Source organism: Jeotgalicoccus sp. FSL K6-3177, from assembly GCF_038050175.1.
Lineage (GTDB): Bacteria > Bacillota > Bacilli > Staphylococcales > Salinicoccaceae > Jeotgalicoccus > Jeotgalicoccus nanhaiensis.
The window spans coordinates 2,270,430-2,285,085 of sequence record NZ_JBBOSK010000001.1 but is presented as its reverse complement, the minus strand read 5'-3'; the positions used below and the strand labels follow the sequence as shown (position 1 = coordinate 2,285,085).

Sequence of the window (14,656 nt, the reverse complement as noted above, 5' to 3'; positions counted from 1 at the left end):
CATGTACATTGAAAACCGTATAGAAGTAAAGAGAAGAGTAAAACGATTTCAAATCGAGCAAACGAAATGAAAGCGAGAACGCAAACGTATCTATCAGATACACTCACACAAATTTCATTACGATTAAGTAGTGAAGGGCGCACGGCGGATGCCTAGGTACCAAGAGCCGATGAAGGACGGAACAAACACCGATATGCTTCGGGGAGCTGTAAGTAAGCTTTGAACCGGAGATTTCCGAATGGGGAAACCCAATACCGCGAGGTATTACCACAGCGTGAATACATAGCGCTGTTGGAGGACACCTGGAGAACTGAAACATCTTAGTATCCAGAGGAAGAGAAAGAAAATTCGATTCCCTAAGTAGCGGCGAGCGAACGGGGAAGAGCCCAAACCAGCTTCGGCTGGGGTTGTAGGACATTCACAACGGATCTAAAGACTTAGACGAATGGTCTGGGAAGGCCAACCGCAGGGGGTAAGAGTCCCGTAGTTAAAAGGTTGATAGATTTAGAATGTATCCTGAGTACGGCGGAACACGAGGAATTCCGCCGGAATCCGGGAGGACCATCTCCCAAGGCTAAATACTCCTTGGTAACCGATAGTGAACCAGTACCGTGAGGGAAAGGTGAAAAGCACCCCGGGAGGGGAGTGAAATAGAACCTGAAACCGTGCGCTTACAAGTAGTCAGAGCCCGTTAAAGGGTGATGGCGTGCCTTTTGTAGAATGAACCGGCGAGTTACGAATATATGCAAGGTTAAGCAGTAGATGTGGAGCCGCAGCGAAAGCGAGTCTGAACAGGGCGAATGAGTATATGTTTGTAGACGCGAAACCAGGTGATCTACCCATGACCAGGCTGAAGTTCAGGTAACACTGAATGGAGGGCCGAACCGACTTACGTTGAAAAGTGACCGGATGAGTTGTGGGTAGGGGTGAAATTCCAATCGAACCTGGAGATAGCTCGTTCTCTCCGAAATATATTTAGGTATAGCCTCATATTAGCATCGTGGAGGTAGAGCACTGTTTGGATGAGGGGCCCATCCCGGGTTACCGAGTTCAGACAAACTCCGAATGCCACAGATGTGATGTATGGGAGTCAGACAGTGGGTGATAAGGTCCATTGTCGAGAGGGAAACAGCCCAGACCACCAGTTAAGGTCCCCAAATATATGTTAAGTGGAAAAGGATGTGGCGTTGCACAGACAACTAGGATGTTGGCTTAGAAGCAGCCATCATTTAAAGAGTGCGTAATAGCTCACTAGTCAAGTGACGCTGCGCCGAAAATGTACCGGGGCTAAACATATTACCGAAACTGTGGATTAAAATTTATTTTAATGGTAGGAGAGCGTTCTAAGTGCGGCGAAGCATGACCGGGAGGACATGTGGAGCGCTTAGAAGTGAGAATGCCGGTGTGAGTAGCGAAAGACGGGTGAGAATCCCGTCCACCGAACGACTAAGGTTTCCAGAGGTAGGCTCGTCCGCTCTGGGTAAGTCGGGACCTAAGCCGAGGCGAAAAGCGTAGGCGATGGACAACAGGTAGAAATTCCTGTACCAGTTAGATTGCATTTGAGTGATGGAGTGACGCAGTAGGAAAAGATGAGCGCGCGGAAGGAAGAGCGCGTCCAAGGCACAAGGCTGCATGCCAGGCAAATCCGGCATGCGTGACGGCTGAGTGTTGACGGGGAGCCGAAAATAGTAGGCGAAGCATACGGACTCACACTGCCAAGAAAAGCTTCTAGCAAGTAATCAGACTGCCCGTACCGTAAACCGACACAGGTAGTTGGGAAGAGAATTCTAAGGTGAGCGAGCGAACTCTCGTTAAGGAACTCGGCAAAATGACCCCGTAACTTCGGGAGAAGGGGTGCTTATAGAAATATAAGCCGCAGTGAATAGGCCCAAGCGACTGTTTACCAAAAACACAGGTCTCTGCCAAACCGAAAGGTGACGTATAGGGGCTGACGCCTGCCCGGTGCTGGAAGGTTAAGAGGAGTGCTTAGCGCAAGCGAAGGTACGAATTGAAGCCCCAGTAAACGGCGGCCGTAACTATAACGGTCCTAAGGTAGCGAAATTCCTTGTCAGGTAAGTTCTGACCCGCACGAAAGGCGTAACGATTTGGGCACTGTCTCAACGAGAGGCTCGGTGAAATCATAGTACCTGTGAAGATGCAGGTTACCCGCGACAGGACGGAAAGACCCCGTGGAGCTTTACTGTAATTTGATATTGAATCTTGACTCCACCTGTACAGGATAGGTGGGAGCCTAAGAAGCATGGACGTCAGTCTATGTGGAGGCACTGGTGGGATACCACCCTGGTGTGGTTGAGATTCTAACCCGCAGCCGTGATCCGGCTGGGAGACAGTGTCAGATGGACAGTTTGACTGGGGCGGTCGCCTCCTAAAGAGTAACGGAGGCGCTCAAAGGTACCCTCAGAATGGTTGGAAATCATTCACAGAGTGTAAAGGCATAAGGGTGCTTGACTGCGAGACCTACAAGTCGAGCAGGGTCGAAAGACGGACTTAGTGATCCGGTGGTTCCGCATGGAAGGGCCATCGCTCAACGGATAAAAGCTACCCCGGGGATAACAGGCTTATCTCCCCCAAGAGTTCACATCGACGGGGAGGTTTGGCACCTCGATGTCGGCTCATCGCATCCTGGGGCTGTAGTCGGTCCCAAGGGTTGGGCTGTTCGCCCATTAAAGCGGTACGCGAGCTGGGTTCAGAACGTCGTGAGACAGTTCGGTCCCTATCCGTCGTGGGCGTAGGAAATTTGAGAGGCGCTGTCCTTAGTACGAGAGGACCGGGATGGACATACCACTGGTGTACCAGTTGTCGTGCCAACGGCATTGCTGGGTAGCTACGTATGGACGGGATAAATGCTGAAAGCATCTAAGCATGAAGCCCCCCTCAAGATGAGATTTCCCCAATAGATGCCTCAGAGACTATGAGGTTGATAGGTTTGGCGTGTAAGTGTGGCAACACATTCAGCGGACAAATACTAATCCATCGATGACTTATTCAAATAGTAAGACCAGAAATTTAAAGAGTGCGTTCACTCTTCTCGATACTTCTATCCGGTTTTGAATGTACAGACATTCAATAGTCTGGCGGCGATGGCGGAGAGGCCACACCTGTTCCCATGTCGAACACAGCAGTTAAGCTCTCCAGCGCCGATGGTAGTTGGACTGACGTCCCGCAAGAGTAGGACGCTGCCAGGCTGTACATAACATATTCAATATATGGATGCGATGAGCCGCATTGAGACCTTTATAGGTCTCTTTTTTTTGTTCTTTTTTCTATAGTATAATAATGCTATAACAACTATCGGAGGTATATATGTCTCTTATTAATAAGTTAAAAAGCTTTCATATTGAAGGTGCGGTTTCAATGCATGTACCGGGGCATAAAAATAATACAATCGGAAAACTGTCAGATGTCATTAAGCCGGGATATGATTTAACAGAAATACCGGGTCTTGATGATCTTCATGATCCAGCAGAAGTATTAGATCAGCTGAATGCAAAACTTGCGCAAAAAAGTGAAGGCTATCATGCACAAGCGATGGTAAACGGTACGACTAACGGAATCATTTCCAGCATCTATGCTCTGAATGAAAAAGTTTCTAATTTTTATATTATCGGAGAAGCCCATAAATCCGTATATCACGGTATATCATTAGTAAATGCTGCTTATACCGTGATTTCCGCAGAAGAGCTGTATGAGTCAGAACTCGGCAGTAGCTGTGTAATATTTACTTCTCCTGCATATACCGGCAGTTTGGTTAAAAATATCAAGCAGCATATAGAATACATAAGAAATAATAGCGGCTTCAGTATTATAGATGCAGCGCACGGTGCTCATTTATCGATTACTGAGAATTTTAAAGAGTCACTGCTGTTGGCGGAGGCGGATGTTGTCGTTGAGTCGTATCATAAAATGCTTCCTGCTCTGACGATGGCTTCTGTACTGTTTACGAAAGATATCCAGCTGCATCAACGGATAATGCATTATATTAATCATTTTGAAACTTCGAGCCCGTCGTATCTCGTACTGGCTTCTATCGAATACGCACAGCAATTTTATAATGAATATAATGACGAGACTTTTTTTAAGAAAAGAGCAGAACTGATACATTGGCTTAAAGAAGCTGAAATCGAAGTTGCTGAACAGGATGATCCTGCAAAACTTATGCTGACATGGAAAAGAGGAGCATACAACCTGGAGCTGAGTTTCCGAAAGACTGGTATATACTCCGAGATGGTTACCGATGAAGGGGTGCTTTGGTGTCTTCCGCTTTGGCATGAAGGCGACAGTTATCCCTTTAAAGAGCTGCTTCATAAAATTTCCAAATTAACTGCAGCCGTTTCCAGTGAAGGGACAGTTAAGGGTATAGATATACTTGAAGGTAAAATATGCGTAGCAAACATTGTTCCCTATCCTCCGGGAGTACCGCTTGTGTTAAAGGGTACTACAATTACAGAGCGGGATTTGAAAAGGGTAAAGCACTATCAAGTTAATCATGTTAAAATAGAGGGTATACAATATAACATTAACTATTATATGAATGAGGCAGAATTATGAGTTATTTCATCACTTTTGAAGGTCCCGAAGGGTCCGGGAAAACGACGGTTATAGAACATATCAGAGTATTGTTATCAGATTCGCATGAAGTCGTGAAAACACGTGAACCAGGGGGTATACCAATCAGTGAAAAAATTCGCGAAATACTGCTGACAAAAGAGCACGATATGGATGGCAGGACAGAAGCTTTGCTTTTTGCAGCATCCCGCCGGCAGCATCTTGTCGAACGTGTAATACCAGAACTTGAGGCAGGTAAAATCGTACTGTGCGATCGTTTTATCGACAGTTCGCTTGCTTATCAGGGTATCGCCCGCGGCATCGGTTTTGATGATATAATGGCAATAAACAAATTTGCTATCGATACCTATATGCCGGACTTAACAGTTTATTTAAAACTTGATCCGGAAATGGGACTCGAGCGAATACAGGATAATAATCGTGAAAATAACCGCCTGGATGAAGAAACTATAGACTTTCATAAAAAAGTAGTCTCGGGTTATAATGAGTTATCGGTATTATATCCGAACAGAATTAAAGTTGTAGATGCATCCCAGTCAGTTGACAGCGTTGTAAGCGATACATTAAATATTATAAATACTTATATACAATCTAGAGGTGAAGAATAATGAAAATGGTAATTGCTATTGTACAGGACCATGACAGCCAAAGATTAAATGACAAATTAACAAAAAATGATTTCCGAAATACGAAACTTGCTTCTACAGGCGGTTTTCTGCGTGCAGGGAATACTACATTCCTTTGCGGGGTTGAAGATGCTCGTGTGGACGAACTGCTTAAACTTATTGACGACACATGCGGTAACCGTGAGCAGACTGTAGCACCGGTAACCCCTATGGGTGGAAATGCTGATTCTTATATTCCTTACCCGGTTGAAGTTGAGGTTGGCGGCGCCACTGTTTTTGTTTTACCGATAGAACAATTTGAAAGATTTTAAGATGAATAACAGTATTGTACAGAAACAATTATTAAAAATTATCGAGAACAATAAGCTGAGTCATACTTATATGTTCGAAGGTGATGCAATAGAAACGCTGCGTAAATACAGCAAGTTTTTTGCGCTGCATATATTCGGCGAAAATACTCGGAATGAGATGCTGATTGATTCAGGCAACCATCCGGATTTATATTATTTATCGACAGCTGAAACGACGATTAAAAAAGAAGACATCGAACAGCTTGTCCGCCAGATGAACCAGAAACCAATCGAATCAGACTACAAAGTGTATATTATTGAGCAGTTTGAAAAACTCACTCCGCAAGCTGAAAACAGTATACTGAAATTTTTAGAAGAACCGCCTGAAAAAACTATTGCGATTTTATTAACGATAAATAAAAGCGGCATACTGCCGACGATACATTCGAGAAGCCAGCACATCCATATCCAGGGAGAGGACGGCGACCGCGAGGATTCGCTGCCGAATTTAAGTGAAGCTGAAACAGCGACTGTCAATGCTCTTCTGCTGAATGCCCGCCATGTCAACGAAATGGCTGATAAATTCAGTGAAATGCGGACGGAAGCTATCAGCTTTGGCACTCGCTGGATACATAATCATCCGCTTGTTTTAATCGATGCAAAAAAGATAGTCGATATTTGTGATGAACGAAAAGATTATGAACTGATGCTGCAGCTTCTTGCCGGATTTATCCGTCAAACATTGCATAAGACAATCGGTCTGGATAATTTTAGACCGTATGAATCAGCAATGCCGGAAGGTAATGATGTAAATACGGTAAAATTGACGCGGATGCTCGAAGAAATTCAAAAAGCGAACCAGCTGCTTTCATTTAATGTTAATCCAATGCTTGTTTTTGAAGGTATGGTCATAGGTGCGAAAGGTTGATGAATAAATATGCTTAAAATCATCAAGGTCACGCAACTTGATTATTACGATAACTTATACATCACATGCAGTGATGATTCCATAGAACGCGGTGATTATATCGTCGCCGAAACAAAAAGAGGTCTTGAACTGCTGAATGTAGTGAAAGGCACTTATGAAATCCCAAAAGATAATATTGTAGAACCCGACGGTAAATTTCTTCGTCTGGCAACAGAAGAAGATTTAATAAAATTCAAAACTAATGAAGAAAAAGCTGAAGCTGCATTAGAATTTTGTGCAAATGCAATTAAAGATGAAAAGCTTAATATGAATCTCGTGAATGCCAAGTTTACACTTGATATGAAAAAACTTATTTTTAACTTTACTGCAGATGACAGAGTAGATTTCAGATCACTTGTTAGAATACTCGCGACGCGCTTTAAAACACGTATTGAGCTCCGCCAGATTGGTGTCAGAGATGAAGCGAAGTATCTCGGGGGCATCGGTCCCTGCGGACGCGCTCATTGCTGTTCAACTTTTTTAGGAGACTTTGTTCCTGTGAGTATCCAAATGGCGAAGAATCAGGATTTATCGCTTTCTCCAAGTAAAATATCAGGAGCATGCGGACGCCTGATGTGCTGTTTAAATTACGAAGATGAATATTACGAAGATGCGCGTATAAAACTGCCTGATGTCGGTGCCAAAGTGAAAACACCGGCGGGCATCGGTAAAGTTATCGGTATTAACATACTGGACCTGGCCGTCAGGGTAAAGGGTTCCGATGATTATATCGAAGAATATGGCGAAGAAGATATAGATAAGCTAGAGGTTGTGAATTAATGGATCGTGAAAAACTGTTCCTTCATATTCAGCAGCTTGAGCGCAATATAAAAACCATGGATGAAGAAGTGCGTATACTGAAAGAACTTACTGTAAAACTGGTCGAAGAAAATGTCAGTCTGGAACTTGAAAAAGAGAATTATGAACAGCTTTTAAATGATAAAGAAACAGCAGATTCTCCCTTTAAAGAAAACTCACTGAAAAGTTTATACGATGAAGGATTTCATGTATGCAGTATTCATTTCGGCACACACAGGCACGGAGACGACTGCTTGTTCTGCCAGGCATTTTTTAATGAAAGACAAAGTTAAAGCAGCGATGAGCTGCTTTTCTTTTTGGAGTGAAATCAATGTTAAAACCATATGAACGCATAGATGAACTGTTCAGAGAAAATATGCGTATTATTCAAAGCAGTGAAACTTTTTCATTTTCTGTCGATGCACTGCTGCTTGCAAATTTTGTGAAAATAAATAAACGCGACAACAGAATCATGGACTTGTGCAGCGGTAACGGCATTATACCGCTGCTTTTGTCCAGCCGTGCTGCAAAGCCGATAGATGCTGTTGAAATACAGAGCCTGCTCGCAGATATGGCAGAACGCAGTATTGAAATGAATGGGAAATCAGACCAGATTACAATATATAATGCAGATATTAAGTCACTTAAAACTTCGATGAAACATTCCTCATATGATGTCATTACAGTGAACCCGCCTTATTTTACAAGCAACCAGCCTTTAAAGGACAAAGGACCGCAGAGCATTGCGCGGCATGAACTTCACATCGATTTAAAAGGCATCGTCGAAGCCTGCCGTTATTTAATAACGAATAAGGGCAGGCTGTATATGGTGCACCGTGCAGAGCGCAGCGCTGAAGTCTTTACAGAGCTGCATAACCAGGGTTTCAGGGTCAGACGTGCACAGTATGTCTACAATGATACAAACAGCAGGACAGCGATGTTCATAGTCGTAGAAGCGATTTTTAATTCAAATGCATATGCGGATATACTGCCGCCATTTTATATTTATAAGGCGGATCAGGTATATTCAGATGAGATGCTTGAGGTGTATTACGGTGACAACAGAGGATAGACAGTATTACGTTTATATTATTGAATGCAGCGACTGCAGTCTGTATACAGGTTACACAGCTGATATCGATGCGCGTATTACAAAACACAATGCCGGCCTTGGCGCGAAATATACCCGGGGCAGACTGCCTGTGACCTTGCGCTACGTCGAAGTGCTCGATTCAAAAAGCAGCGCCTTGAAACGCGAATACGCGATTAAACAGCTGACAAAGCAGCAGAAATTATCGTTAATAGGAGGATAATAATGTTATACATTACCGGGACACCGATAGGAAATCTGGATGATATGTCTTACAGAGCGATTAAAACGCTTGAAGAAGCAGATGCAATTTTATGTGAAGATACGCGTATTACCCGTAAATTAACCACACATTTTAATATTGACACGCCGCTTAAAAGCTACCATGATTTCAATAAAGAAGAAGCGACCGAATCTATTATAGAAGATATAAAGCATGGCAAAACCTATGCTCTTGTGACCGATGCCGGTATGCCTGTAATATCGGATCCCGGTTTTGAACTTGTCAGCCGCATGCAGGATGAAAAACTGCCGTACGCGGTTATTCCTGCAGCTTCTGCTTTTACGATGGCGCTTGTAGCGAGCGGGATTGCCAGTTATGAATTTACATATTTTGGCTTTTTGCCGAAAAGTGCATCGAAACAGAGAGAGAAATTATCTGAAATAATGCACCATAAGTTTACGTCCGTGCTGTATGAATCGCCGCACAGAATGAAGAGTCTGCTGACGGAGATAAATAAAATTGACAGCAGCAGAATTGTGAGTATATCGAGGGAAATCACGAAGAAATTTGAACAGCATGTCAGAGGCAGAGCGGACGAATTATTATCAAAACTTGATAAGGATATCCCGTTAAAAGGAGAATTTGTCGTTGTTATAGACAGATATGAAGAAGAACAGTCTGAATTTACCGGCACTCCAAAGGAGCACGTAACGGAACTTGTTGAAGAGGGCATGCGGCCGAAAGACGCCATAAAACTCGTCGCAGAGCTGCGCGGTTTGAAGAAGCAGGAAGTATATGATGTGTTTCATAAATAAAAAGCCACGAATGGTTATTCATGGCTTAATGCATTTGCTTATTTATCAATTTTCTTTTGAATTTCTTTAATCAGCTGATCGGCGCCTTCTTTGCTCAGGACTATTTTTCCGTCAGCCAGTGACATGTTGTCATCAGACACATCGCCGGTTACTGCGCAGGTCATGCGGGGCTGATATTTTTTCAAAATAATTTTATCATCATCTGTAAAAATTTCCAGAGCATCTTTAACTTCGATATCGAGTACGCGACGCAGTTCAATTGGAATAACGACGCGTCCAAGTTCATCGACTTTACGCACAATTCCAGTAGATTTCATTAGTAATTCCTCCTACATAGTTAACCAAAATATAATGGATTATATCCAATTTTCGAAATGTCTTGTGCAGAAAATGGAAAAATAAGCTGCGAAACTATTACCCGAAATTGGATATTCATGACTATAGCACAAAAATAATGGGAAAACTATTAAAAACTGTTCCGAATTGAAAAACATACATAAATTAGATATATTAGATAAGTATATTATAGGAGGATGTCCCATGACAAAACCAACATTTTATATCACTACGCCAATTTATTATCCCAGTGGAAAACTCCATATCGGGAATGCATATACTACAATTGCATGTGATGTAATGGCACGTTATAAACGCCTGAGAGGCTACGACGTATACTACTTAACAGGAACCGACGAACACGGTCAGAAAATAGAACAGAAAGCTGATAACATGGGGGTTTCACCTCAGGCCTACGTCGATGATATGGCGGAGAGCATAAAAGATTTATGGAAATCGCTCGATATTACGTACGATCAGTTTATTCGTACGACAAGTGATAAACATAAAGCTGCTGTACAGTACATTTTTGAGCGCCTGCTTGAGCAGGGCGATATTTACCTTGGTGAATACGAAGGCTGGTACTCGGTTCAGGATGAGGAATTCTTTACCGAAACGCAGCTCGATGAAGTATACCGCGATGAAGACGGTAAAATGATCGGCGGCAGAGCACCGAGCGGACATGATGTTGAACTTGTTAAAGAAGAGAGCTACTTCTTCAGAATGAGTAAATATGCAGACCGTCTTGTCCAGTATTACGAAGATAACCCCGACTTTATCCAGCCGGAAGCGCGTAAAAACGAAATGCTGAACAACTTTATAAAACCGGGACTTGAGGACCTCGCTGTATCGAGAACGACATTTAAATGGGGCGTGCCGGTTAAATCAGATCCGAAACACGTCGTTTACGTGTGGATTGATGCCTTGGCAAACTATATTACTGCACTCGGCTATTCTACAGACGATGACGAACTGTTTAAAAAATATTGGCCTGCAGACGTGCATATGATCGGTAAAGAAATTGTACGTTTCCATGCGATTTACTGGCCGATTATGCTGATGGCGCTGGATCTGCCTCTGCCGAAGAAATTACTCGGCCACGGCTGGCTTTTAATGAAAGACGGAAAGATGTCGAAATCCAAAGGGAATGTTATTTATCCTGATCAGATTGTAGAGCGCTACGGTCTTGACTCGCTCCGTTACTACTTAATGCGCGAAGTGCCTTTCGGTTCTGACGGCGTATTTACACCGGAGTCGTTTATCGAGCGCACTAACTTTGATCTGGCAAATGATCTCGGCAACCTGGTTAACCGTACAATCTCAATGATTAATAAATATTTTGACGGATATGTACCGGAGTATACAGGTGCACATACCGATTTCGATAAAAGCCTTGAAACAGCTGTTAAAGACAGCGTTTCAGAATATGAAACTGCCATGGAAAAAATGCAGTTCAGTCATGCTTTAAGAGCAGTATGGACAATTATCGGACGCTCGAATAAATATATTGATGAAACTGCGCCTTGGGTGCTGGCGAAAGATGAGGCAAACAAAGAAGCACTCGGCAACGTGATGGTGCATCTCGCAGAAAACATCCGTATTGCGGCTGTCCTTTTGAGCCCTTACCTGCCTCATGGTCCGAAAGAAATTTTCAAACAGCTGAATATTACTGATGAAAACCAGCAGACGTATGAATCAGTATTAAGCTATGGCATTATAAAACCTGCCGGCCAGCTGGCTAAACCGACACCAATTTATCCAAGATTGGATGTTGAAGAAGAAGTCACATATATTAAAAATCAAATGCGTCCGCCTGAAGCAGAAGAGGAACAGGAAGAAACAGAAGCGGCTGAAAAAATTACAATTGATGACTTTAGTAAAGTGGAAATTAAAGTCGCGACTGTTACTGCAGCAGAAGCAGTGAAGAAAGCGAAAAAGCTGCTGAAAATCCAAGTGGATTTAGGCACTGAAGAGCGCCAGATTGTTTCGGGGATACACGAGCATTATGAACCGGGAGATATTATCGGCAAGAAAGTACTTGTTGTGACGAATCTGCAGCCTGTAACCTTGCGCGGAGAGAAATCAGAAGGTATGATTTTAACTGCAGAAAAGGGCAGCCGTTTAACATTAATTGATGTGCCGGACGGCATAGAAAACGGCAGTATTGTAAAATAAATCAGGGAGTGATTATGTGTTAATCGATACACACGTCCATCTGAATGCGCACCAGTACGACGAAGATCTCGAGGAAGTAATCGCACGCGCGAGAGAGAACGGACTCGAGAAAATGGTTGTTATCGGCTGTGATCGTCCGTCGATTGAACGCACCATGGAACTCATTGAAGAATATGATGATATTTACGGGGTCATCGGATGGCATCCGGTCGATGCTGTCGATTGCACTGATGAAGATCTGAAGTGGATAGAAGAACTGTCCAAACATAAAAAAATTGTCGGCATCGGTGAAACAGGTCTCGATTACCACTGGGACAAATCACCGAAAGACGTCCAAAAAGAACTGTTCAGACGTCAGCTGGCATTAGCGAAACGCGTCGGTCTGCCGATTATTATTCATAACCGTGAATCGACGGAGGATTGTGTGGAAATTCTGAAAGAAGAAAATGCACAGGAAATCGGCGGCATTATGCACGCTTTCAGTGCCGATGAAAAGACAGCCGACGAAATTATCGATATGAATTTCTATGTATCACTTGGCGGTCCAGTGACATTTAAAAATGCGCAGCTGCCTAAAGACATCGCTGTTCATGTTCCGCTCGACCGTCTGCTTGTGGAGACGGATGCACCGTATTTAACACCGCATCCATACCGCGGCAAGCGCAATGAACCGGCACATGTAAAACTGGTAGCAGAAAAAATTGCAGAGCTGCGCGGTATGAGTTATGAAGACCTGGCCGCTGCAACGACTGCGAACGCAAAAAGATTATATAACATCTGAAATGAAAGTGTTTCACTTTGACTTTGGTTGAAGTGAAGCACTTTTTTAGTGCGCTGAAGATAAGAAATCTTAAAATATGGTATGATACTAAACGAAGTATAAGAGGTGGAGATGTATGGAAAAACCTGTAATTAAAGAAATTATTATTGTCGAAGGCAGGGACGACACACGCAGACTTAAAGAAGCGGTTATCTGCGAGACGATTGAAACGAACGGTTCAGCAATCAATGAACGGACACTTGAGGAAATAGAAGTTGCCTTGAATTCACGCGGAGCGATTATTTTCACGGATCCTGACTTTCCGGGTCATAAAATAAGAAATACAATTATTGAACGTTTCCCTGATATTAAAGAAGCGTTTTTACCAAAACATAAAGCACTTGGTCATAATAGTGTAGGCGTGGAACATGCCCGAATCGAAGATATACAAGCAGCGCTCGAAAACTGCCAGACGAGCCGGCAGGTTAAAGAGGAACTGATAACAATTCAGGATATGCAGTATTTCCGTTTATCGGGCAATTCACAAGCGAAAGAACGACGCGAGTATTTAACTGAACAGCTGAATATCGGTTATGCGAACGCAACTCAGCTGCGAAAAAAACTGAACCGCTACAGCATCTCACCTGAAAAAGTTGAAGAAATATTAAAAGGGCTGGAAGTGAATAACTGATGAAACATATTGCTACTATAGGGCGGACTAAAGAAATACTCGACAAGCACCATTTTACTTTTAAGAAAAGTCTTGGACAGAACTTTTTAATCGACTCCAATGTTATTAAAGAAGTCATTCATAAAGCGGATATTAATAAAAATACAGGTGTCATTGAAGTGGGACCGGGGATTGGATCACTGACGGAGCATCTTGCAATCAATGCAGGAAAAGTGCTGGCTTTTGAAATTGACCAGCGTCTGATTCCGGTACTTAATGATACGTTAAGCGATTATGATAACGTGACAGTCATCAATGAAGATATACTGGAAGCCGATGTCCCGGCCCGTATCGAAGAATTCTTAAGCGATTGCGATGATATCGTGGTTGTCGCAAACCTGCCGTATTATATTACGACGCCGATACTGATGAACTTCCTGACTGCACATCTGCCGATTTCACGTTATTACGTCATGATGCAAAAAGAAGTCGGAGAACGTATCAGTGCGTCACCGAACTCAAAAGCATATGGTTCTTTATCGATTGCGATCGATTATTATACAGAGGCTAAAACAGTTCAAAATGTTCCAAAAACCGTATTCATGCCACCGCCGAACGTCGATTCTATTATTGTAGAATTAAAAAACCGCACTCAGAAAAAAGTAGATATTGATGATGAAGAAACTTTTTTCAAGTTAACAAGAGGCGCATTTCTGCATCGCCGTAAAACAATACTGAACAACTATCAGTCATTGTTTGCTGACGGAAAGAAAAGAAAAGATGAAATCAGAACGCTGTTTGAAGAAGCGGGAATTGATCCGGCACGCCGCGGTGAAAGTTTATCGCTTGAAGATTATAAGGAAATTTACGATGCTTTCAAGAAAAGTGACTTGGATTTCGCTTAAAAATGTTGAGAAATTGGCTGATTTTTGACAGAATTATGTAAACTTGCTATAATGGACTTAGTGAGGTGGGGTATAATGCCAAAAACATTAATCGACATCAAAAAGATTCTTGATTGTCAGTTAGGAAATCCATGTGTGCTTCGCGCAAACGGAGGACGCAAGAAGTTGATTGAAAGAAAAGGTATTTTAAGAGAAACATATCCATCGATTTTCGTAGTTGAACTAGATCAAGACGAACATAATTTTGAGCGTGTATCTTATACATACACAGACGTGTTAACATCAAATGTAGAAGTTACTTTTTATAACGACGATTTTACAGAAGAATTTTTAATTCAATAACATATTAAAAACCATCCGAAAGGATGGTTTTTTTGTTTTATGAGCGTATGTTGAGCATGCAGGTATAAAGAT

General features: G+C 42.7%; 15 protein-coding genes and 2 rRNA genes. 16 read left to right on the top strand and 1 reads right to left on the bottom strand.

Annotated elements, in window-relative coordinates; all coding sequences use genetic code 11:
* The first annotated feature begins 121 nt into the window (after window positions 1–121).
* From MHH58_RS11685 to rsmI, 11 genes are all read left to right on the top strand, one after another.
* Window positions 122–3,010: ribosomal RNA gene (locus MHH58_RS11685) — 23S ribosomal RNA — on the top strand.
* Window positions 3,011–3,091: 81 nt separating this feature from the next.
* Window positions 3,092–3,206 (top strand): 5S ribosomal RNA (gene rrf / locus MHH58_RS11680).
* Between the two features lie 118 nt (window positions 3,207–3,324).
* On the top strand, window positions 3,325–4,569 hold the full coding sequence (locus MHH58_RS11675; protein WP_341345966.1) for a hypothetical protein: 1,245 nt from the start codon (window positions 3,325–3,327) through the stop codon (window positions 4,567–4,569).
* Complete coding sequence (gene tmk / locus MHH58_RS11670) at window positions 4,566–5,195, top strand: dTMP kinase (protein ID WP_341345965.1); 630 nt, start codon at window positions 4,566–4,568, stop codon at window positions 5,193–5,195. The genes MHH58_RS11675 and tmk overlap by 4 nt, the downstream gene beginning before the upstream one ends.
* Window positions 5,195–5,524 carry a cyclic-di-AMP receptor gene (locus tag MHH58_RS11665; protein WP_026866209.1) on the top strand — a complete coding sequence of 110 codons (330 nt, stop codon included), beginning with the start codon at window positions 5,195–5,197 and terminating at the stop codon, window positions 5,522–5,524. The genes tmk and MHH58_RS11665 overlap by 1 nt, the downstream gene beginning before the upstream one ends.
* Window position 5,525: 1 nt before the next feature.
* Window positions 5,526–6,431, top strand: a complete 906-nt coding sequence (locus MHH58_RS11660) for a hypothetical protein (protein WP_341345964.1) — start codon at window positions 5,526–5,528, stop codon at window positions 6,429–6,431.
* Window positions 6,432–6,440: 9 nt separating this feature from the next.
* The gene (locus tag MHH58_RS11655; protein ID WP_115883831.1) at window positions 6,441–7,250 is read left to right on the top strand and encodes a PSP1 domain-containing protein; all 810 of its coding nucleotides are present in this window, start codon (window positions 6,441–6,443) and stop codon (window positions 7,248–7,250) included.
* On the top strand, window positions 7,250–7,561 hold the full coding sequence (locus tag MHH58_RS11650; protein ID WP_115883832.1) for an initiation-control protein YabA: 312 nt from the start codon (window positions 7,250–7,252) through the stop codon (window positions 7,559–7,561). The genes MHH58_RS11655 and MHH58_RS11650 overlap by 1 nt, the downstream gene beginning before the upstream one ends.
* Window positions 7,562–7,599: 38 nt before the next feature.
* The gene (locus tag MHH58_RS11645; protein ID WP_135099174.1) at window positions 7,600–8,340 is read left to right on the top strand and encodes a tRNA1(Val) (adenine(37)-N6)-methyltransferase; all 741 of its coding nucleotides are present in this window, start codon (window positions 7,600–7,602) and stop codon (window positions 8,338–8,340) included.
* Window positions 8,324–8,581 carry a GIY-YIG nuclease family protein gene (locus MHH58_RS11640; RefSeq protein ID WP_245954094.1) on the top strand — a complete coding sequence of 86 codons (258 nt, stop codon included), beginning with the start codon at window positions 8,324–8,326 and terminating at the stop codon, window positions 8,579–8,581. The genes MHH58_RS11645 and MHH58_RS11640 overlap by 17 nt, the downstream gene beginning before the upstream one ends.
* A gap of 2 nt (window positions 8,582–8,583) precedes the next feature.
* Window positions 8,584–9,396 (top strand): 16S rRNA (cytidine(1402)-2'-O)-methyltransferase, encoded by an 813-nt coding sequence (gene rsmI, locus MHH58_RS11635; protein WP_341345963.1) that lies wholly within the window; start codon window positions 8,584–8,586, stop codon window positions 9,394–9,396.
* 38 nt (window positions 9,397–9,434) lie between these two features.
* Here the strand turns inward: rsmI and MHH58_RS11630 are convergent, their stop codons facing one another.
* Window positions 9,435–9,713 (bottom strand): AbrB/MazE/SpoVT family DNA-binding domain-containing protein, encoded by a 279-nt coding sequence (locus MHH58_RS11630; RefSeq protein WP_035810393.1) that lies wholly within the window; start codon window positions 9,711–9,713, stop codon window positions 9,435–9,437.
* Window positions 9,714–9,936: 223 nt separating this feature from the next.
* On the opposite strand from MHH58_RS11630, the gene metG reads away from it, so the two are divergent.
* From metG to MHH58_RS11605, 5 genes are all read left to right on the top strand, one after another.
* Entirely contained in the window at window positions 9,937–11,907 is a 1,971-nt protein-coding gene (metG, locus tag MHH58_RS11625; RefSeq protein ID WP_341345962.1) for a methionine--tRNA ligase, read from the top strand.
* Window positions 11,908–11,923: 16 nt separating this feature from the next.
* Window positions 11,924–12,688, top strand: a complete 765-nt coding sequence (locus MHH58_RS11620) for a TatD family hydrolase (RefSeq protein ID WP_341345961.1) — start codon at window positions 11,924–11,926, stop codon at window positions 12,686–12,688.
* 115 nt (window positions 12,689–12,803) lie between these two features.
* Window positions 12,804–13,358 carry a ribonuclease M5 gene (rnmV, locus tag MHH58_RS11615; RefSeq protein WP_135099165.1) on the top strand — a complete coding sequence of 185 codons (555 nt, stop codon included), beginning with the start codon at window positions 12,804–12,806 and terminating at the stop codon, window positions 13,356–13,358.
* Window positions 13,358–14,242, top strand: coding sequence for a 16S rRNA (adenine(1518)-N(6)/adenine(1519)-N(6))-dimethyltransferase RsmA (gene rsmA / locus MHH58_RS11610; protein ID WP_135099163.1), 885 nt, complete (start codon window positions 13,358–13,360; stop codon window positions 14,240–14,242). The genes rnmV and rsmA overlap by 1 nt, the downstream gene beginning before the upstream one ends.
* Window positions 14,243–14,317: 75 nt before the next feature.
* On the top strand, window positions 14,318–14,584 hold the full coding sequence (locus MHH58_RS11605) for a Veg family protein (protein WP_026860087.1): 267 nt from the start codon (window positions 14,318–14,320) through the stop codon (window positions 14,582–14,584).
* The last annotated feature ends 72 nt before the right edge of the window (window positions 14,585–14,656 follow it).